A 20707-nucleotide genomic window follows, 5' to 3' on the forward strand; every position below is an offset into this window, starting at 1 on the left:
AAAAACAAACAAACCGACAAACCGCTATAAATTTTCGATGAAATGCATGGTGTTGAGTGAAAATTCATATGAATTTTCTATGTGAGCCATGTGTCCATCAGGAAATTCAACCACTTTTACATCTCTGTGTTTGGTTTGATTGACTAGGTTTTTATAGTCTAAAACTGGATCTTTTTTACTGATCATCATGAGTTTATCAAATTCATGTGCTTCCAGAATATGTTCGCGGTTGGGTCTTATTTTCATGCCTTCCAAGGCGGCGATAATCCCTTGAAGCGGAGTTTGCAACGCGTGTTCAATAACCTCTTTTATTTTATCAGCAAAGATTTCTCTGTTTTTCGGTCGGAATAAATTATTAATTGCGATTCTGATAAACGTTCTATGATTTTGTTTTACAGCTTCAATGGCACGATCTCTCCCAATTTTGCGTTTCGGATTATCCTCTTTTGCTGTGGAATTCATTAAACAAATACCGTTTACTTTTTTGGGGTGCTCTTCAGCGTAAGCTAATGCGACGTAACCACCCATAGAGTGTCCTAAAAAGGTTGCTTTCTTAATTTCTAAATGATTAAGAACCACATCAACCGTTTCGGCCATGAGTTCCATGCTGTGGACATAACCTAGGCATCCGGTTTCACCATGACCTAACAAATCGATGCATATAATACGATGCGTTTTTGAGAATTCCGGTAAAAAAGGCTCCCACATGTTTTTGTTTTCTAAAAAACCATGAAGTAAAACGACTGCGTTGCCTGTCCCTGTATCCGTATACGCTATGGATGTGTTTTTGTAAGTTAAATTCATAAACTGAAAGTTGCTTTATTCTAAGCTTTAACTTTTTTTATGGCTGCAAAGGCTTTGTCAACAAATTCATCTTCAACTAAAATAGTGAACTCGTTAGTGGTTGAAATCACTTCATATAAAACAATACCTTCCCAGGCTAAACGCTTAAAGAAATGGTAGTATAAACCTGCGATTTTAGAGTTGTCTTCAGGTAGATTAACACAAATTGCCGATAATCCGGATTGTGAAGCTAAAAAGGTTTCGTTCCCTAAGCACTCTTTAACAAAAGCATCTAAACTACTAGAAACAATTAGGTTGCTTTCGTGAATACCACGGGTGAAGGTGTAGAATAATTTCGGTTCCTGATTAATGCGGTCTAAAATCTTAGCGTGGTTATCAATAATGGTATCCGAATTTTTAACTGTAAAGTCGGTTAGGTTAGATCGAACTGTAATATCACCTAAATTTTGCATCACCTTTTTCATCTTCACCGAATTGGTTAACGTAGTAGGTGGATTATAGCGTCTCAGGGCCATCATAATAGCACCGGGCTTCACGTCTTTCTTGAGCATTTTGCTAATAGGTTCGGTTAGCTCGATAGCCAGAGCACTAAAGTTTATAATGTTCCGCGAAAGCGCTTCTTCTAAATAAGGTTGTGTTATTAAAATATCTTCAACACAGTTTGATACAGTCTTCATGTTAATTATTTAACAATATGTGCAAAAGTAAACATATTTTTTAATAAATATCTTTTTTATAGAAAGGAGTTATAGTTTAGCACTCAAAATAATGAAAATGAAGCTGGTAATTGTAAGTTTCGAGGTGTTGAAACAACAGCTGCCAGTATAGAACACTAAATACATTAAGTATTTATAAATATGAAAGTATTAAAATTTGGAGGGACCTCGGTAGGGTCGGTGGAGAGTATTAGTAATGTAAAAAACATTATTAATGATGGAGATAAGAAGATTGTTGTTTTATCGGCTATGTCTGGTACAACAAATCATTTAGTGTCTATTGCTAAGGATATTGAGGAAGGAAATGCAAGCGAAGCAGCTACCAAAGTAAAAGCGCTTCATGAAACATATAAAGTGGTTGTTAATAACCTTTTAAATACGAATGCAGAATTAAATGCGGATGTTCAGAGCTATGTGTCTGGTGTATTCGAATTGCTATTAGGAGCTACAGAGAAAGCGTTTACTCAAGCTTTAGAAAATGAAATTTTAGCGCAAGGTGAAATTTTGTCTACATACATGGTAAACGCCTACTTGAAGCAAGAAGGAATAAGTTCAACCTTATTGCCGGCTTTGAGTTTTATGCGTATTGATGCTGAAAAGGATCCGGATATAGATTATATTAAAGCACATTTAAAAACTGTTTTTGATAATGCTGAAGATGCTCAAATCTACATCACTCAAGGATTTATTTGTTTAGATGCTGAAGATGAAATATCAAACTTGCAACGTGGTGGGAGCGATTATACAGCAACCATTATTGGAGCTGCAATAAAAGCTGAAGAAGTTCAAATCTGGACGGATATCGATGGGATGCATAATAACGACCCGAGATATGTTGAAAATACACGTCCTATTTCAAACCTATCGTTTGATGAAGCGGCTGAGTTAGCGTATTTCGGAGCTAAAATTTTACACCCGCAAACGGTAACACCAGTCAGAGAAGATAATATCCCGGTGCGTTTAAAGAATACTATGAACCCGGAAGCACACGGTACTTTAATTAACAACAACCATTCAGAAGTTGGTATTAAAGCCATTGCTGCAAAAGACGGCATTACTGCGATTAAGATTAAATCGGCACGCATGTTAAATGCACATGGGTTCTTAAAGAAAGTATTTGAAATATTCGAAGTGTATCAAACGTCAATAGATATGATTACAACCTCGGAAGTAGCGGTGTCGTTAACCATTGATGATGATAAAAATTTAGACAAGATTTTAGTTGAATTAGAAAAAATTGCAACTATTGAAGTCGATAAAAACCAAAGCATCGTATGTTTAGTGGGGCACTCTGTAGTGAACCACCACGATACTTACAGATTGTTCCAAATATTACAAGATGTAAAAATTAGAATGATTTCATATGGCGGAAGTAATAACAACATTTCGCTGTTAATTAATTCTAACGATAAAATAAAAACACTTAGCAAGCTAAACGATTATTTATTTGAATTAGTCACTCTGTAAATTATAATTTTAGTATTGTTAAAAAGGGTCGTTGTAGAACGACCCTTTCTTATTTTAAGTATGGAATAATTATTGGAATTAACTATTCATTAAGTCTTCAATCTCTTCGGCTTCAATCGGGATATTTGCCATTAAGTTTAAAGGCTCTCCTTGTTCTTGAACGACAACATCGTCTTCTAAACGAATTCCGAAACCTTCATCAGGAATGTAAATACCAGGTTCAACCGTAAATACCATGTTAGGTTTAATAGGTTCAGTTAAAATACCGTAGTCATGCGTGTCTAATCCCATATGGTGAGATGTACCATGCATAAAGTATTTTTTGTATGCCGGCCAGTCTGGGTTTTCGTTTTGAACATCGGCTTTGTCTAAAAGCCCTAATCCTAATAATTCCGAAGTCATCATTTTACCAACTTCAACATGGTATTCAGCCCAAAGTGCACCTGGAACTAATAGTTTTGTAGCTTCGTTTTTAACACGTAATACCGCATTGTATACATCCTTTTGTCTATCGCTGTAACGACCATTAACCGGAATGGTTCTACTTAAGTCACTAGCGTAATTAGCATACTCAGCAGCAGTGTCAAATAAAATTAAATCACCGTCTTTACACTGTTGGTTGTTTTCAACATAATGCAAAACATTAGCATTATTTCCTGAAGCAATAATTGGTGTGTAAGCAAAACCTTTTGAACGGTTACGAATAAATTCGTGAATCATTTCGGCTTCAATTTCATGTTCCCAAACACCTGGTTTAACAAAACCTAATACACGACGGAATGCTTTTTCGGTAATATTACAAGCGTTTTGAATTAAGTCAATTTCAATCTGGTGTTTTACCGAACGAAGGCGCTGTAATATTGGATTACTTTTAGCAACACTGTGTGCAGGGAATGTTTCTCTTAACCATTTGTTGAAACGGTCTTCACGTGTTTGCGTTTCAACATTAGAGCGGTAATGTTCGTTAGTGTTCACATAAACCGTGTCACACTGCGACATTACTTCTTTAAATATTTTGTTGAAATCCTGCAACCAGTAAACTGTTTTAATACCTGAGGTTTCAAAAGCTTTATCTTTGTCAAGTTTAGCGCCTTCCCAGATAGCGATATGCTCGTTAGTTTCTGTTAAAAATAAGATTTCGCGGTGTTTTGGATTTGGACAATCAGGGAATAATAATAAAATACTTGATTCCTGATCTACACCACTTAAGTAAAATATATTGCGATCTTGTTGAAATGGCATGGTACTGTCGGCACCAATAGGATAAATATCATTAGAATTGAAAACAGCCAAACTATTTGGTTTCATTTGTGCTGTGAAATTCTTTCTGTTGTGAATAAATAGAGCGTTGTCTATTGGGTGATATTTCATGTTAATAGAATATTAGATTTTGTGAATGACACAAAAGTAAAAAATTCAAATGTTAATAAATGTTATAATTGGAAATAAGGTACTTAGCTTGGTGTTGTGAGTTGAATTAGTCGACTGGGAGTAAGAGGGGTACAGTTTTTTAAAATGACTTGTTACGTAATCGATTACATTTTTAATTTGAAACCGAAAGGTTAAAATTTATTGTTCCTCTATATCGAATACTAAAGATTTGTTAAAGGAAATACTTAGTTAAGGGAGGTAGTTGCTTTGAAGGTGTTGGTAATTAAAGGTTTTGGACTGTTTTTGCCTACGTATTAGCTTCTTTAAAACCATTCTAAATACTTAATAAAACCGGGGTTAAAGTTTGTCTAAAATAGGCATGCTCACTACATTTGCATCTAGATATTAAACTAACTTCAAAATAATGAGCGGATTTTTTAAATCTTCGATTGGAAGAAAAGTAGCGATGGCATTATCGGCTTTTTTCCTAATGATTTTCTTATTTCAACATTTTGTAATCAACCTTTTATCAGTTTTTAGCGGTGAAATCTTCAATGAAGTATCTCACTTTATGGGAACCAATTGGTTAATTCAATTTGTAATGCAACCAGTTTTAATTTTTGGTGTGGTATTCCACTTTATCATGGGATTCATTTTAGAAATTAAGAACAAAAAAGCACAAGGAGTAGCCTATGCTAAAAATAATGGAGCTGCAAACTCATCTTGGGTTAGTAGAAACATGATTTATAGTGGGTTGGTTATTTTAGCTTTTATCGTGCTTCACTTTATCGATTTCTGGTTTCCAGAAATTAACACCAAGTACATTCAGGGCGATTGGTCTGGTGTACACGAAGGTGTAGAAGGTTACAGGTATTTCCACGAGTTACAGGAAAAATTTGTTAACCCTGCAAGAGTGGCAGCTTACATTGTAGCTTTTGTGTTCTTAGCATTACACTTGTTACACGGGTTTACATCAGCGTTCCAATCTATGGGAGCTACAGCTGGAAGAAAGAAAACATTACAAAACATTGGTAAAGCATATTCAATTATTATCCCTGCAGGATTTATAATTATTGCTTTATTCCATCATTTTAATCATATCCATTAATCTTAAGATATTATGGCATTAGATTCAAAAGTACCAAAGGGTCCAATTAAAGATAAATGGACTGAGTATAAAAATCATATTAATCTGGTAAATCCAGCTAACAAACGTCATATCGATGTTATTGTTGTGGGTACCGGTTTAGCAGGAGGGTCTGCAGCTGCTACCTTAGCAGAGCTAGGTTATAACGTAAAAGCATTTTGCTACCAGGATTCACCACGTAGAGCACACTCTATTGCGGCACAAGGTGGTATTAATGCAGCGAAGAACTACCAAGGTGATGGTGACTCGACTTACAGATTGTTTTACGATACTGTAAAGGGGGGTGATTACCGTTCACGTGAGGCTAACGTTTACCGTTTAGCAGAAGTATCAGCAAATATTATTGACCAATGTGTGGCACAAGGGGTTCCTTTTGCACGCGATTATGGTGGATTATTAGATAACCGTTCGTTCGGTGGGGTATTAGTATCTCGTACTTTTTATGCCAAAGGGCAAACTGGTCAGCAGTTATTATTAGGTGCTTACTCGGCAATGAACAGACAAATTGCTCGTGGTAAAATTCAAATGTACAACCGTCATGAAATGCTTGATGTTGTTAAGGTTGACGGAAAAGCAAGAGGAATTATTGCTCGTAACTTAATAACCGGAGAAATTGAAAGACATTCAGCGCATGCTGTAGTTATTGCTTCAGGTGGATACGGAAATGTATATTTCTTATCAACTAACGCTATGGGGTCTAACGCAACGGCAGCCTGGAAAATACATAAAAAAGGAGCGTATTTTGCAAACCCGTGTTATACGCAAATTCACCCAACATGTATTCCACGTTCAGGAGATTATCAGTCTAAATTAACATTAATGTCTGAGTCTTTACGTAACGATGGTCGTATTTGGGTGCCTAAAAACATGGAAGACGTTTTAGCAATTCGTGAAGGTCGTAAAAAACCAACCGATTTATCGGAAGACGAAAGAGATTACTACTTAGAGCGTCGTTATCCTGCATTCGGTAACTTAGTACCTCGTGACGTTGCTTCTCGTGCAGCTAAAGAGCGTTGTGATGCTGGTTACGGTGTTAATGCTACTGGAGAGGCGGTTTACTTAGATTTCGCTTCAGCTATCGAGCGTTACGGAAAAGAGCAGGCAAGAATTCAGAATATTGAAAATCCTTCAGCTCAAAAAATATATGATTTAGGAAAAGCTATCGTAGAAGCAAAATACGGTAACTTATTCCAAATGTATGAGAAAATCGTAGATGAAGATCCATACAAAACACCAATGATGATTTATCCTGCAACCCACTATACCATGGGAGGTGTTTGGGTAGACTACAACTTAATGACTACTGTTGATGGTCTTTATTGTATTGGTGAAGCTAACTTCTCAGACCACGGTGCTAACCGTCTTGGAGCTTCTGCTTTAATGCAAGGTTTAGCCGATGGATATTTTGTATTACCATATACTATTGGAGATTACTTAGCAAACGATATTAGAACAGGTGCAATTCCAACAGATACGAAAGAGTTCGACGAAGCTGAGAAGGGTGTTAAAGATATGATTGATTTCTTTATCAATAATAAAGGACAACACTCCGTAGACTACTACCACAAAAAATTAGGGAAAATTATGTGGGATAAATGTGGTATGTCTCGTAACGAGCAAGGCTTAAAAGAAGCGATGGCTGAAATTAAGGCATTACGTGAAGATTTCTGGAAAAACGTAAAAGTTCCTGGAAGTGCGAACGAAATGAATCCTGAGTTAGAAAAAGCAGCTCGTGTAGCAGATTTCCTTGAATTAGGGGAGTTATTCGCTAAAGATGCCTTAAACAGAAATGAGTCTTGTGGAGGTCACTTTAGAGAAGAGTCTGTAGAGTTAGATGGAGAGCAAAAAGGAGAAGCGAAACGTAACGATAAAGATTACGCTTATGTAGCTGCCTGGGAGTACAAAGGGGAGCCTGCCGATGCTGTTTTACACAAAGAAGAATTAGAGTTTAATGATATAGAACTAAAACAACGTTCGTACAAATAAAATAGACATTATGAATTTAACACTTAAAATTTGGAGACAAAAAGACTCAAATGCAAAGGGTCAAATGGTCGATTATAAAGTTACTGATATTTCAGAGCATATGTCTTTTTTAGAAATGATGGATGTTTTGAATGAGCAACTTATTGCTAGTGGAGAAGAGCCTGTAGCCTTCGATCACGATTGTCGTGAGGGTATCTGTGGTATGTGTTCTATGTATATTAACGGTGAAGCACACGGACCAGATAGAGGAGTAACCACTTGTCAGTTACACATGCGTATGTTTAACGATGGCGATACCATTACTATTGAACCATTTAGAGCGGCTGCATTCCCGGTAATTAAAGATTTAGTAGTAGATAGAACCTCTTTCGATCGTATTCAACATGCTGGAGGTTATATTTCTGTAAATACATCGGGTAACACACAAGATGCTAACAATATTCCAATCTCTAAGCATGCTGCCGATGAGGCTATGGATGCTGCGACTTGTATTGGTTGTGGAGCTTGTGTTGCAACGTGTAAAAACTCAAGTGCTATGTTATTCGTTGGTGCTAAAGTGTCTCAGTATGCCTTATTACCTCAAGGTCAGGTTGAAGCTGCCGATCGTGTTCGTAACATGGTAGCTCAAATGGACTTAGAAGGTTTTGGTAACTGTACTAATACTGGTGCTTGCGAGATTGAATGTCCTAAAGGCATTTCTTTAGAAAACATTGCAAGAATGAACAGAGAGTTAATGAAAGCACAATTCTAAGAATTGTTATTTCAACATATAAATGAAAACCCAGGCTTAGGCTTGGGTTTTTTTGTGTAGCTTTATCAAGTTAACTGTATCTGATGAATAAACTATTCTGTTTAATTGTAATTTGCTTTTTGTCTTTTTCCAATGTATTTGCTCAGGCTAAAAGTGAAATTTACGAGCCGTCTTTTTTCGAAGAAACCTTATTGAAAAATATAGAAAACTTGTCTGCGGATGCTTTTGAAGGTAGAAGAACAGGAACAAGAGGAGGTATTAAAGCTAGAAAATATGTTATTAATGAGTTTTATAAGTTAGGTGTGCAACCTTTGTTTAAAAGGAATTACGAGCAGCCTTTTACCTTTACTCTGGATGGCAAATATTATGAAGCATCGAATGTTTTAGGCGTAATTAAAGGTGAAAAGTATCCTGACAAATACATCGTAATAAGTGCTCACTACGATCATGAAGGGATTAAGCATGGTGAAATTTATAATGGTGCAGATGATAATGCATCAGGTGTTGGAGCTTTATTTAGTTTTGCTGAATATTATCAATATCATTCACCAAAATACTCGATTATATTGGCTGCTTTTGATGCCGAGGAATTAGGTTTACAAGGTTCGAAATACTTTGTAAATAACCCTAAAATTCCGTTGAAGGATATTGTTTTTAATATCAATATGGATATGATTAGTCGCAGTAAAAACAATGAGCTTTTTGCTGTAGGAGCGGCTCATTATCCGTTTTTAAAATCGGTAATTAAAGGTATGGAAACTCCTAATAATTTTAAACTATCTATGGGTCATGACCAAGGCAATTGGAAAGAAGACTGGACACATTCCTCTGATCATGCGCCTTTTCATAAACAAGGTATTCCTTTTATATATTTTGGCGTAGAAGACCATAGTGATTATCATGAACCGACTGATGATTACGAGAACATTCAGCCGGTTTTTTATTCTAATGCAGTAAAAGTTATTATCTCTGTATTTGAAAAGTTAGATAGTTTATCGCTTTAAATGGTTGAAGGTTAATGGGAATGACCACCACCTTCCTCTGCTAACAACATGAATCCGCCCTGGGTTAAAACAGTTTTATTAATTAAATCAGCACTATTTAGAATTTCAGCATAAGTTTCGTTTTGTAGCCCTAAGTTAAGTTTAAGTTTTTCAAAACTATATGTTCCATTTTCTTCATTTTTTAAAACCAAAGCATACATATTATCTTCATGTTCAATAATAGCGTCTTTAGGTAAAGCAGATTTTTCAACCGAATCGCTAATAATTTGGGCTTCAACAAACATACCTACAATAAAATTGGCTTGTTCCTCGTCTAAAAGATGCGCATGAACTTTTATGATACGATTTTTTTCATCTACAGTAGAACCAACTAAATAGACTTCAGCTTTAAAAGTTTGGGTAGACGCTTCGGGTATTTTAAAGTTTATTTTTTGTCCTTTTTTGATGTTTAAAATATCCTTTTCAAACACCGATAGTTCCAAATGTATATGGTCGGTATCAATAATTTCCATTATCATGTCAGAAGGCGAAACATGCATTCCGTTACTCACTTCTACCTTCGTAACAGAACCTTCAATTGGAGAATATAAATTAACTGTCGATGTTAATTGACCTTGTTCAACAGAAGCCGGATTAATATTTAACATGGTTAATTTCTTTTTTAAACCGTTGTATTCGGCAAGTGCGCTTTTATAAGCGCTTTCTGCTTTTAGGAAGTTTTTTTGAGAGGTTATATTCTCATTAAACAAACTTTGTTGTCTGGTAAATTCCGATTTTAGATAAGTCAACTGTTCTGCAATTTCCAAATACTGTTGTTGTAACTCTACAAATTCAGGGTTTTCCATGCTTACCAGCAATTGGCCTTTTTTAACCTGATCACCGATAAGAAGCGGTGTTTTGGTAATGTATCCGCCCATAAAACTACTTATTGTAGCCTTATTGTGGGGAGGAACATCAATGATTCCGCTAACGTTAATAGTTTTATTGAATGTATGCTGTTCCAAATTCCCCAATTTCATATTTTCGGCTTCAAACTGTTTTTGGCTTACCGAAAGATGCTCTTCCATGGTGTCTTCAACAACAGGATTTACATTCTTTTCTGAATTTTTACAGGCTATTACCGTTAATAGCGCAATAAGTATATATAAGTTTTTCATCTTCGTTTATTTTACAATAAGGTGGTTGATGGTAATAATGGTTTGGTTATAATGATTCAAATGCTCCAGATAATTTAACTGAATATCGGTGGCGGTTTCTATACTTTGTATGTACTGAAAGAAATCAATCTCGCCTTCTTTAAAACTTCGATTGGCAGTTTTTATAATTTCTTTAGATAAGGCTTTGCCTTCATTTTCGTAATAAGTAATGGAGGCATTATGTTGTTCTAATTGTGCTAACAGTTTTTGGTGTTCGGTTCGTAATTTCACCTTATAGTTTTCCTGTTCCGCGACAGAGGCTTCTCTTGCTAATTTGGTTGCTTTAATTTTTGAAGCGTTACCGCTAAAGAGTAAAGGGATTTTAATACCGAATTGATACCCAATCATGTTGTCGTTTAGGGAACTGTTAGACCCTTGAAAATACTCAACACTTAAATCTGGTAACAAGTTTTGTTTTTCCTGCTGATTTAAGGCCTTATAATAATCATTATACAAATCGTAATACCCCAAACCGATATTATCGTCAATCGATATATTTTGAAGTTCCAGTTTTTTAAAATTCGTTTCAATCTCGGGCAATGTATCTACTTGAACCATTTTTTTGAGTTGTTCGTTAGCAGAAGCCACCTCCAGAAGCGATTGCCTGTATTTGGTTTCTAATTGCTTTTGTTTAGACTTGGCGCTTATCATTTCAAGATAATTGGTTTCACCAAGTTCAAAACGACGTTCGGCAGCTTTTGAAAAGTTTTGATATAAGCTATCTAAAAAACGATACGATTCGGCTTTATTCGTTGTATAACACAACTCATAATATGCTTTTGAAACATCACGTTTTAAGATTTCTAATTGTATGTTATAATCTGTATTTTGTAACTGGTATTGAGCTTTGTTAACTTTCTTATCTGCAAAATATAAAGTAGGAAATTTAAAATCCTGACTCACACCAAATACCTTTAAAGGAATACCATTAACAGCCATATTGTTTTCATCGTAGCTATAAAAAATGTGTGTTTTATCAAAATTAAAGGCACTACCAATACGTGCTTTACTTTCTTCAGTTTTTAATGAAGACGCTTTTAATCCCGCATTGTTTTCAATAGCCAGATTAATGGTTTCATCAAGCGATAAAGGAGCTGTCTGCGCATTCATTTTAAAACAGAATAAAAGAAGGACTATTGAAGCTACTATGTTTTTATTCATTTTAATATGTTTCTTCTCTTCAAACCAGGCATAAAGCACAGGTAATACAATTAAGGTTAAAACGGTAGCCGTTATTAATCCGCCTATAACCACGGTGGCTAACGGACGTTGAACTTCGGCACCAGCGTTGGTTGAAATGGCCATAGGAAGAAAACCTAATGCAGCCGCCGATGCTGTTAATAAAACAGGACGCAAACGCTCGATTGTACCTCGTTTGATACGCTCTTCAATATCGAGGATGCCTTCTTCTTTGAGTTCTTTAAAATGTTCAATAAGAACAATACCATTAAGTACGGCAATACCAAAAAGAGCAATGAAACCGATACCTGCCGAAATACTAAACGGCATGCCTCTAAACCACAGTAAAAAGATCCCTCCAACAGCCGAAAGAGGAATGGCAGAATATACCATGGCAGCTTCTTTAATTGATCCAAAGGCAAAATGTAGCATAATAAAAATGAGAATTAAAGCTACAGGAACAGCAATCATTAAACGGTCTTTAGCGCTTTGTAAATTTTCAAATTGTCCGCCATAGGTAACACGGTACCCCACAGGGAGTTTTACTTCGGAGTCTACAATATGTTTTACATCATCTACCACAGATTGTAAATCGCGGTTTCTAACATTTATCCCAATAACGATTCTACGTTGCGTATTATCACGTGATATTTTAGCAGGGCCTGTTGTATATTTAATTTCGGCTAATTCGCTTAAAGGAATTTTAGCACCAGTTGGTGTGTCGATATATAAATTTTGAAGATTTTCGATATTGGTGCGTTTGTTTTTATCTAAACGGATTACCAAATCGAAACGTTTTTCGCCTTCAAAAATGTTTCCGACGGTTGCACCAGCAAATCCCATGGAAATAATTTGATTCACATCGGCAATATTAAGTCCGTAGCGCGCAATCTTACTCCGGTTAAAATTCACTGTCATTTGCGGAAGACCTTCCACTTTTTCAATAACAATATCAGATGCACCTTCAACATCATGAATCAGAGATTTAATTTCATTGGCTTTACTCGCTAAAACCGATAAATCTTCACCGAAAATTTTAATCGCCACATCGGCTCTTACTCCGGTGATAAGTTCATTAAATCGCATTTCAATGGGTTGGGTAAATTCCACCTCCATTCCCGGAATAATACTTAAAGCTTCCTTGAATTTATCGGCGAGTTCATCTTTACTTTCGGCAGACACCCACTGGTCTTTTGGTTTTAATTTAATAATCACATCGCTTTCTTCCATACTCATGGGATCGGTAGGAACTTCGGCAGCACCAATTCGGCTAACCACCTGATCGACTTCAGGGAAATTGTCTAATAGCGTTTTTTCAATTTTGGTAGTGATTTCAATGGTCTTTTTTAAAGAGGTTCCTGTTTTTAAAACCGGTTGAATAACAAAATCACCTTCATCTAGCGTCGGCACAAATTCGCCACCCATGGTTGTGAAAATATAAATGCTGGATGCCAAAAGTAAACCTGAAGCGGCAATCACTATTTTTTTGTGTTGCAAAGCCCAGTGAATGGAAGGTTTATAAAATGTGTTAAGACGGTTCATCAATTTCACCGAAATATTCTTCTCCCTGTGTTTTACAGGTTTTAAGAACATAGAGGAAATAACCGGAACATAAGTTAAACACAATAACATGGCTCCAATTAAGGCAAAGCTGAACGTAAGCGCCATAGGTTTAAACATTTTGCCTTCAACACCGCTAAGCGATAGAATAGGGATGAATACAATAAGAATGATGAGTTGCCCGAAAATGGCCGAGTTCATCATTTTTGAAGCACTTTTCTTTGTGATTTGGTCTATTTCATCCTGTCGGTCTTCTTTAGATAAAGCATTGATCTTTGCACTCTGACTTGTAATTTGAAAGGCTATAAATTCCACGATAATGACGGCGCCATCAATAATAATTCCGAAGTCGATAGCCCCTAAACTCATCAGGTTGGCATCGATTCCGAACATGTTCATTAAGGAAATCGCAAATAGCAAACACAACGGAATTACGGAAGCGACAACAAGTCCAGAGCGGAAATTTCCAAGAAGTAAAACCACCACAAAAATTACGATTAGCGATCCTAAAATAAGGTTTTCGGCAACGGTGAATGTGGTTTTTCCAATTAGTTCACTGCGTTCTAAAAATTCATTAATATAAACGCCTTCGGGTAACGAAGTTCGAATATTCGCAATACGTTCTTTAACAGCTTCAATAACTTGTTTAGAGTTACCGTCTTTAAGCATCATAACTTGTCCGAGTACTTTTTCACCTTCGCCATTTCCAGTAATTGCTCCAAATCGAGTAGCGCTTCCAAAGCCTACAGTTGCTATATTTTTTATATAAATAGGAACACCATCATTTTTTACAACAATGTTTTCAATATCACTTAAAGAATTAACCAAACCTTCACCACGAATAAAATATGCTTTATTGGTTTTTTCAATGTACCCACCACCTGCAATGCTGTTATTCTTTTCTAAGGCATTAAAAATATCAAGGTAGGTGATATTCATGGCTTTTAGCTTCTCTGGGTTGATGGCCACTTCATATTGTTTTAAGTAGCCACCCCAAGTGTTAATTTCAACAACGCCGGGAATACCGGAGAGTTGACGTTTAACAATCCAGTCTTGAATGGTTCTTAAATCGGTAGTGGAATATTGGTCTTTATATTCAGGTTTTACATCTAGAATATATTGATGTATTTCCCCTAAACCTGTCGTGATAGGACCCATTTCTGGTGAGCCAAAACCTTCAGGGATTTTTTCTGATGCCGATTTTATTTTTTCTGCAATAAGTTGACGCGGGAGGTAGGTGCCCATCTTATCACTAAACACAATAGTAACCACCGATAAACCGAATTTTGAAACCGATCGGATTTCCTCTACGCCGGGTAAATTGGCCATTTCCAGTTCAACGGGATAGGTTATAAATTGCTCAACATCCTGCGTAGAAAGGTTACGAGAGGTTGTTATCACCTGCACTTGGTTGTTGGTGATATCTGGAACGGCACCAATAGGTATTTGGGTTAAAGAGTATATACCAAAGCCAAATATAAATGCAGTGAAAAGTATAACGATTAGCTTATTCTTTAAGCTGAATTTTATAATGTTTTCTAACATAATTCAATGTAGTCAAATAATTAAATAGGGCTATTTTAAACCGATGTGGTTTAAATAGTTTTAATAATGTCGATAAAGAATTATGCTAATTTGGGAGGTTGAAATACCGAAGGTTTTTCAAATAAAGAAACCGGTTCTTTGTAGAAGAAATTTATAGGTTTTTCTACAATTTCATCACGTTTAATATCATATGAAATGTGCTGAGTAAGTATAAATGTAGCATTTATATGACATAGCAAATGCTGGTGATCTTTAAATGGTAAATTTTTATGCTCTTCGTGTTTGTCGCCGTGGGTTGCAACTTCGTCACCGTAATGTTCTGCTAAAAATTGAAGGAAGTTATCGCCATACATTTTTTTGTGATAGCTGGCATGTTCCAATAACGCATTGAACTTTGAAAAGTCGTCAAAGTTGATGTTGAAACTTTGTATAAGAATCAAAAAAGAAAATAATATAACCGTTATTTTACTCATACCTAGTTACAATAGTACAAAAAATATAAGAGCAAAATGTTAAGAGTAGCTTAAAAATAGGCCTTTAGCTGTACAGTTCCAGTATGAATCGTTTTGCTGGTTTCGGTTTTTCTACCGTAATAACTTAGGTTTAAATCTAAAAAAGTGGTTAGTTTTTTTTGAGCTAATAAACTCCATGTAAAGTTTTTTCCAGGTTGTAATCCTTCAAGCATTTGGTAAGCCACAGGAGTGTTTGTGCTACCGTTAAAATCGTTGGTTAAAAAGTTGAATTCTCCAATAACCGAACTTTTTGAATTGTTACTAAAGGTAAATGACGTGCCGTATTTAGATTGCTTCAAAGCTTCAAAACTACCAATCGTATTTTCTTTGTTAGCATATTGGTAATAGATGTCGAAGCGCGTGTTGTCATTTAATAAATAAGAAAGTTTAGGACTCAAGCGTGTTTCATCAAAATTGTAATTTTTACTGATGAAATTTTCACTTAAGCTTTCATTGTTTTCAAAATCTGATTGTAAAGTGATTAACCAGCTCTCTTGAATTTTATGATTGAAATTGAACTGGTGACTTTGCAGAGCATTTTCAACAAAGCCGGTGGAAAGAATATTTCGCGTTCGGTTTGATAAAAAGGTGTAAGACGTGGTATAGTGCTGTTTTCCGCGATTAAAAAACAGAATATTTCTGAAGTTAAGCTGAAGTCCTAATTGGTTGTCTTCATTATTTTCAAAAGGGTTTAAATTAAAACCGTTGCCATCGCGTTTTAATTTTCTATCGATTAAATAACTGGTTTGACTATAGAAATGAGACCAGAATTTCTTTGAAGCATTATCGCTAACAGCCCATTGAGAAGGATTAATGGTCACCGTTTGACTCAATCGGTTTTGGTGAGTTTTAATATACACGCGATTAGGAAGTAAGACACGAATGTATTTCCCTTGATCCTGAAATTGTGCAATCTCGAATTCTTCCAGTTCCTGAATGCTATTGTTATTATAATCTATCCAAGTATAGGTGCCTTGTCCGGGTTCGACCTCCACATAAGTAAAATCCTGTTGCGGTAAAGTTCCAGAATTAGTTTCAAAAAGTGTGTTCCAAAGGATGAGTTTTTTGAATAGCTTTTGACTGAATTGAAGTCTGGAGTTAATAGATTGTTCGTTTTCTACATCTTCTTCTACACTTTTTAATGTTCTGTAATTGGCGTATAAAACCAGGTTAGTGTTAGTGTTTTGAATGAGTCGAGTGTCTAAATAAAAGGTGTTCGATGTATTTACTTTTTGTAATTGATTGTTTCTAATACTGTCGTTTATACGATTTTTATAACCTATTTCGGTGAAAATCTTCGTACTGTCTCCCACACCAAAAAAGACTTCGTACGATTTAAATTTCTGACTTAAAGGTGTTAGAGAATCGGTTAAAAGTTCACGTTGCTTATTATCTTCAATAGCTAATTTTGTTCCCAACCAGCTACGTTTCATACTATACGTTACACGATTATACGATCTTAAAAAAGTTGAGGAGCTTAAAGTTGAATTGGCATCTAGAAAACTGGAATAGGATTGAATATTGAATTTGTTTAATCCGAGGTTCACATTCGCTAAATGACGATTTCCATTGAAAAACCCGGAATATCCTAAATGTTCAAACTGGTAATTTATACCTCCTTTTTCAGGGTGAAACAGATTGATACCGGAGCTTAATAAGTTTTGGTTGTCGTAGTCGTTAACAAAGGTGGTGCCGTTAAGGTCGCTTAAATTCCAGTCGCGATTAAATTCGGCATTATATAAGCGTTCAATGGTATTGAAGTTTTTCTGAATATAATCTCCATCGGCAAATACATTTATGTTCCAAAGGCTATCTGTCTTGATGATGCTTTGCGTGATTTTAAGCTTTCCAGCAAAACCATCATTATTATTGTCATCGAGGTTAGAGAATAAGTTTAAATCTTTTTTACTTCCAGCGACTTCAAAAACAATATTTGTCTTTTCGGTAGGCGTGTAGCTTCCGTTTAAAACAGCAATTTGTAATTTGGTAGGAGCTACCAGTTGAACAACGGGCTCATAATTTCCTTGTGGTATACCAAGTTGAGGTTCAATATATTCGTAAATATTACTGATGGCATTGGTGCTGCTTAAAATATAATTTCCTTGATTGGCGCCCACTTGAGTGAAGGTTACACGATATAATTCATCGTCAGGATTGTTTGAAAACACAAAAGCTTCAACACCGTTAATTAATTCTTTTCGGTATAAAATGCGGTTATCGTTATAACTTTCCTGAATTTCCGACGGCGCTACCATCTGTGTACGGTCGTCTCCAGCTTGCGATAATATTTGAACCTGTTCTTCCGATAGGTTTTGTTGTAAAGGTTGATTTTTGGCATCGTTTTCAGAATATACCGATACTCCAAGTTGTAGTTTGTTGCTTTTGTAGCTCCCGCCACCGTATGCCACTAATCGTGAGTAATTACGCTCGCTGTATTGGTAATCTACGGTAATACGCATTTCGGAAGTCATTGGGTATGTCGAGTTGAAAATAATTTCACCCGCATTATAATCAATAACATAATCTTCATTTTCACCACGTTTTAATGCGCTTCCGTTGACGTAAACGGTTTCACTACCTGAAACAATAAGGACAAACAGTTCTCCGTTTTGACCCTGTAATTTATAAGGACCCTGGTTTCCTTCCTGAGCAGTAAACTGACTCCGTGTAAATTGTCCGCGAACTAAGGCACCTGCAGCGAATAATTGTGTTTGTTTATCGTCGTTCCCTAAGTTAGCATTTACTAATAACCCTTGAACACGCTTAGAAAAGTTGGCAAAGTACGAGTTGTTATTTTCCAAATCGATATCTCCTGCACGAACACTCCAGTTGTCGCTTAACAATTCAATAAAAATCTGATCGAATTCATCTAATCGCTGACTGTAACCGCTTTCCTGAAGTGGAATATTAGCATCCTGAATGGAAGCACGAAGCGAAATTTTTTCATTTAGTTTTCCTGAAATCTGTAAATCCAGCTCGCTGTTCAGTACCGAATTTTGATTGTTACCAACAGTAACCCCACGTGAAATACTTCCAGAGGTAGTTAAACCATCAAACGGAATATAGTTTTTATTGGTGTTTGATTGAGATAGTTGATATAGTTTCTGAATATTATCGGTGTCTTCTACAATAATATTTTCATCTAATTGTTTGTAGGTCTTGGTTAGAAAGTCAGGAAACTTTAAATAGTTAATAATAATGGAATCGAGCGCTATACTTTTTTTTAAGTGCAACGTCGCTTTTGGGAAATCTACCGTATAATAAGTAGTGTCAATAGTCGAACCGTCGAGAGTTTTTATTGAAAAATAATTTGGGTTTATACTCACTGAATCGATGGCAATGGTATCGTTTACAGCAACCTTTATGTTTTTGTAACTAGCATTTTGTTCTTGGGCAATAACCCAAAAACTAACAAAAAACATAAAAAAGAAAACTGTATATTTCATTTGATACTTAAACAGTAAATTGTTTAAAATATTTCGTTAGAGTTTTTGTTAAATGAACCGCAAAATTGTGGTGTAAAAGTAACGCATTATTTATTTTAGCAGAAATTAGATATACTTATTAGCTTTAGTATCACCATATTTATCAGCAAATAAGTGATTTGTAAAACTTTAAATAGAAACATGAAGATAATATCTTATAACGTAAATGGTATTCGGGCAGCAATTAATAAAGGGTTTTTAGATTGGTTAAAAAGTGCAAATCCAGATGTTATTTGCTTGCAGGAAATCAAGGCTTTAAAAGAACAATTAGATCTGGATTTGTTTGTTGAAGCAGGTTATAAATATAACTATTGGTTCAGTGCTGAGAAGAAGGGGTATAGCGGTGTGGCGATTTTAAGTAAAATTGAGCCTAATCATGTCGAGTATGGCACGGGAATTGATTCAATGGATGCAGAAGGAAGAAACCTTAGAGCCGATTTTGACGGTCTTTCGGTAATGAGCTTATATCTGCCTTCAGGAACTAATGATGCGCGCTTAGACCATAAGTTTGAGTATATGGATATGTTTCAGGAGTATGTTAATAATCTAAAAAAGGATATTCCTAATCTGGTTATTTGTGGCGATTATAACATTTGTCACGAAGAAATCGATATTCATAACCCAAAAGGATTAAGTAAAGTATCTGGGTTTTTACCAGCCGAGCGTGAATGGATTGGTGCTTTTATAGATAGTGGGTTTGTTGATTCGTTCAGACACTTAAATAAAGAAGCCGATAATTACACATGGTGGAGTTATCGTGCCAATTCGAGAGCCAATAATAAAGGTTGGCGTTTAGATTATGCGATGGTTGCTGAGCCGTTGCAAGAAAAAATAAAAAGAGCCGTTATACTAAAAGATGCAGTGCATAGTGATCACTGTCCTATTTTAGTAGAAATAGAATAATAGAGTGAGTTAAAATACAAACCAAAGAGAACTTAAACATGATTAAAAAATTTGTTTTAGCAGCATTGACCTTATCGTTTTTAGCATCGTGTGTATCGCCAAAAGTGTATAAAGATTTAGAAAATAAATACAATAGTTTAAAAAAGGAAAATCGTAAGCTTCTTTTAGAAAACGAAACCCTTTTAGACGATAAAACAGTTTGTGAAAACGAACTTAGTAAATTAAAAGATTCTTATGCAAGTGCGGTGGAACAACGTGACCGCTTACAAAGCGATTATAACGCCACTAAAGCAAATTTAGATAACCTTAAAGCTTCTTATGAAGCCTTAGAGCAAAACAGTTCTAAAGCCATAGCGGCCAATTCGCAAAAGAATCGTGAGTTATTGGCTGAGTTAGACGCGAAGGAACAAGCTTTAAATGCTGAAATTGCACGTTTGGCTAAGTTAAGATCGGAGTTAGAAGAGCGTTCAGCTCGTGTGGTCGAGTTAGAACGTTTAATTGCCGAAAAGGAAGAAGCTATGACAGCTTTAAAAGACGCAATATCTAAAGCCTTAACAGATTTCGAAGGTAAAGGGTTAACTGTAGAGCAGAGAGATGGTAAGGTGTATGTGTCTATGGAGAATAAATTATTATTCAACTCAGGAAGTTGGGCAGTAGGTGTCGATGGTCGTCGTGCTGTACAGCAATTAGGTAGTGTACTTGGACAAAACCCGGATATCGCCGTACTAATTGAAGGTCATACCGATAACGTACCGTATTCAGGTAACGGACCATTAATTGATAACTGGGATTTATCTACAAAGCGCGCCACTGCTATTGTGAATATCTTAGCAGAAAACGACGATATTTATCCTGAAAACCTTACAGCAGCCGGTCGTGGTGAATTTGCGCCTGTTGCAAGTAACGAAACTCCGGAAGGACGCGCTAAAAACCGTAGAATAGAAGTGATTTTAACTCCGAAATTAGATGAGTTATCTGAGCTTTTAAATGAGTAAGTAAATTATAAGATTAACATAGATTTAAGCCTTTCAGTTTCCGGTAAGCTGAAAGGTTTTTTTATCTTTAATTTTTAAAATAGCTT

At 35.8% G+C, this 20707-nt stretch carries 14 protein-coding genes; 7 read left to right on the forward strand and 7 right to left on the reverse strand.

All coding sequences use genetic code 11. The features are described 5' to 3' along the window. Positions 1-24 precede the first annotated feature (24 nt). Positions 25-804, reverse strand: a complete 780-nt coding sequence (locus tag ICJ85_RS05975) for an alpha/beta fold hydrolase (RefSeq protein WP_188222862.1) — start codon at positions 802-804, stop codon at positions 25-27. Positions 805-824: 20 nt separating this feature from the next. Next, positions 825-1481 carry a hypothetical protein gene (locus tag ICJ85_RS05980; protein ID WP_188222863.1) on the reverse strand — a complete coding sequence of 219 codons (657 nt, stop codon included), beginning with the start codon at positions 1479-1481 and terminating at the stop codon, positions 825-827. Positions 1482-1661: 180 nt separating this feature from the next. On the opposite strand from ICJ85_RS05980, the gene ICJ85_RS05985 reads away from it, so the two are divergent. Then, complete coding sequence (locus tag ICJ85_RS05985; RefSeq protein WP_188222864.1) at positions 1662-2987, forward strand: aspartate kinase; 1326 nt, start codon at positions 1662-1664, stop codon at positions 2985-2987. Between the two features lie 78 nt (positions 2988-3065). Here the strand turns inward: ICJ85_RS05985 and ICJ85_RS05990 are convergent, their stop codons facing one another. Then, positions 3066-4358: an aminopeptidase P family protein gene (locus ICJ85_RS05990; RefSeq protein ID WP_188222865.1), complete on the reverse strand. Its 1293-nt coding sequence runs from the start codon at positions 4356-4358 to the stop codon at positions 3066-3068. A gap of 424 nt (positions 4359-4782) precedes the next feature. On the opposite strand from ICJ85_RS05990, the gene ICJ85_RS05995 reads away from it, so the two are divergent. From ICJ85_RS05995 to ICJ85_RS06010, 4 genes are all read left to right on the forward strand, one after another. Further along, positions 4783-5466, forward strand: a complete 684-nt coding sequence (locus ICJ85_RS05995; protein WP_188222866.1) for a succinate dehydrogenase cytochrome b subunit — start codon at positions 4783-4785, stop codon at positions 5464-5466. A 12-nt stretch (positions 5467-5478) separates the two neighbouring features. Further along, the gene (locus tag ICJ85_RS06000; protein ID WP_188222867.1) at positions 5479-7491 is read left to right on the forward strand and encodes a fumarate reductase/succinate dehydrogenase flavoprotein subunit; all 2013 of its coding nucleotides are present in this window, start codon (positions 5479-5481) and stop codon (positions 7489-7491) included. Between the two features lie 10 nt (positions 7492-7501). Continuing rightward, on the forward strand, positions 7502-8242 hold the full coding sequence (locus ICJ85_RS06005) for a succinate dehydrogenase/fumarate reductase iron-sulfur subunit (protein WP_188222868.1): 741 nt from the start codon (positions 7502-7504) through the stop codon (positions 8240-8242). A gap of 83 nt (positions 8243-8325) precedes the next feature. After that, entirely contained in the window at positions 8326-9246 is a 921-nt protein-coding gene (locus ICJ85_RS06010) for a M28 family peptidase (protein ID WP_188222869.1), read from the forward strand. Between the two features lie 11 nt (positions 9247-9257). On the opposite strand, the gene ICJ85_RS06015 is transcribed toward ICJ85_RS06010, so the two are convergent. The 4 genes from ICJ85_RS06015 to ICJ85_RS06030 form a co-directional block, all read right to left on the reverse strand. Then, positions 9258-10403, reverse strand: coding sequence for an efflux RND transporter periplasmic adaptor subunit (locus tag ICJ85_RS06015; RefSeq protein ID WP_188222870.1), 1146 nt, complete (start codon positions 10401-10403; stop codon positions 9258-9260). A 6-nt stretch (positions 10404-10409) separates the two neighbouring features. Then, positions 10410-14726, reverse strand: coding sequence for a CusA/CzcA family heavy metal efflux RND transporter (locus ICJ85_RS06020; protein WP_188222871.1), 4317 nt, complete (start codon positions 14724-14726; stop codon positions 10410-10412). Positions 14727-14806: 80 nt separating this feature from the next. Further along, positions 14807-15166, reverse strand: coding sequence for a hypothetical protein (locus ICJ85_RS06025; RefSeq protein WP_241739494.1), 360 nt, complete (start codon positions 15164-15166; stop codon positions 14807-14809). A gap of 83 nt (positions 15167-15249) precedes the next feature. Then, positions 15250-18684: a hypothetical protein gene (locus ICJ85_RS06030; RefSeq protein WP_188222873.1), complete on the reverse strand. Its 3435-nt coding sequence runs from the start codon at positions 18682-18684 to the stop codon at positions 15250-15252. A gap of 180 nt (positions 18685-18864) precedes the next feature. Here ICJ85_RS06030 and ICJ85_RS06035 point away from each other — a divergent pair, with 180 nt between their 5' ends. Both ICJ85_RS06035 and ICJ85_RS06040 read left to right on the forward strand, forming a co-directional pair. Next, positions 18865-19626 (forward strand): exodeoxyribonuclease III, encoded by a 762-nt coding sequence (locus ICJ85_RS06035; protein WP_188222874.1) that lies wholly within the window; start codon positions 18865-18867, stop codon positions 19624-19626. A gap of 38 nt (positions 19627-19664) precedes the next feature. Next, a complete protein-coding gene (locus ICJ85_RS06040; RefSeq protein WP_188222875.1) occupies positions 19665-20621 on the forward strand; it encodes an OmpA/MotB family protein in 957 nt (318 codons plus the stop codon). The last annotated feature ends 86 nt before the right edge of the window (positions 20622-20707 follow it).

The sequence above is a fragment of the Aestuariibaculum marinum genome (genome assembly GCF_014596975.1).
GTDB classification, from domain to species: domain Bacteria; phylum Bacteroidota; class Bacteroidia; order Flavobacteriales; family Flavobacteriaceae; genus Aestuariibaculum; species Aestuariibaculum marinum.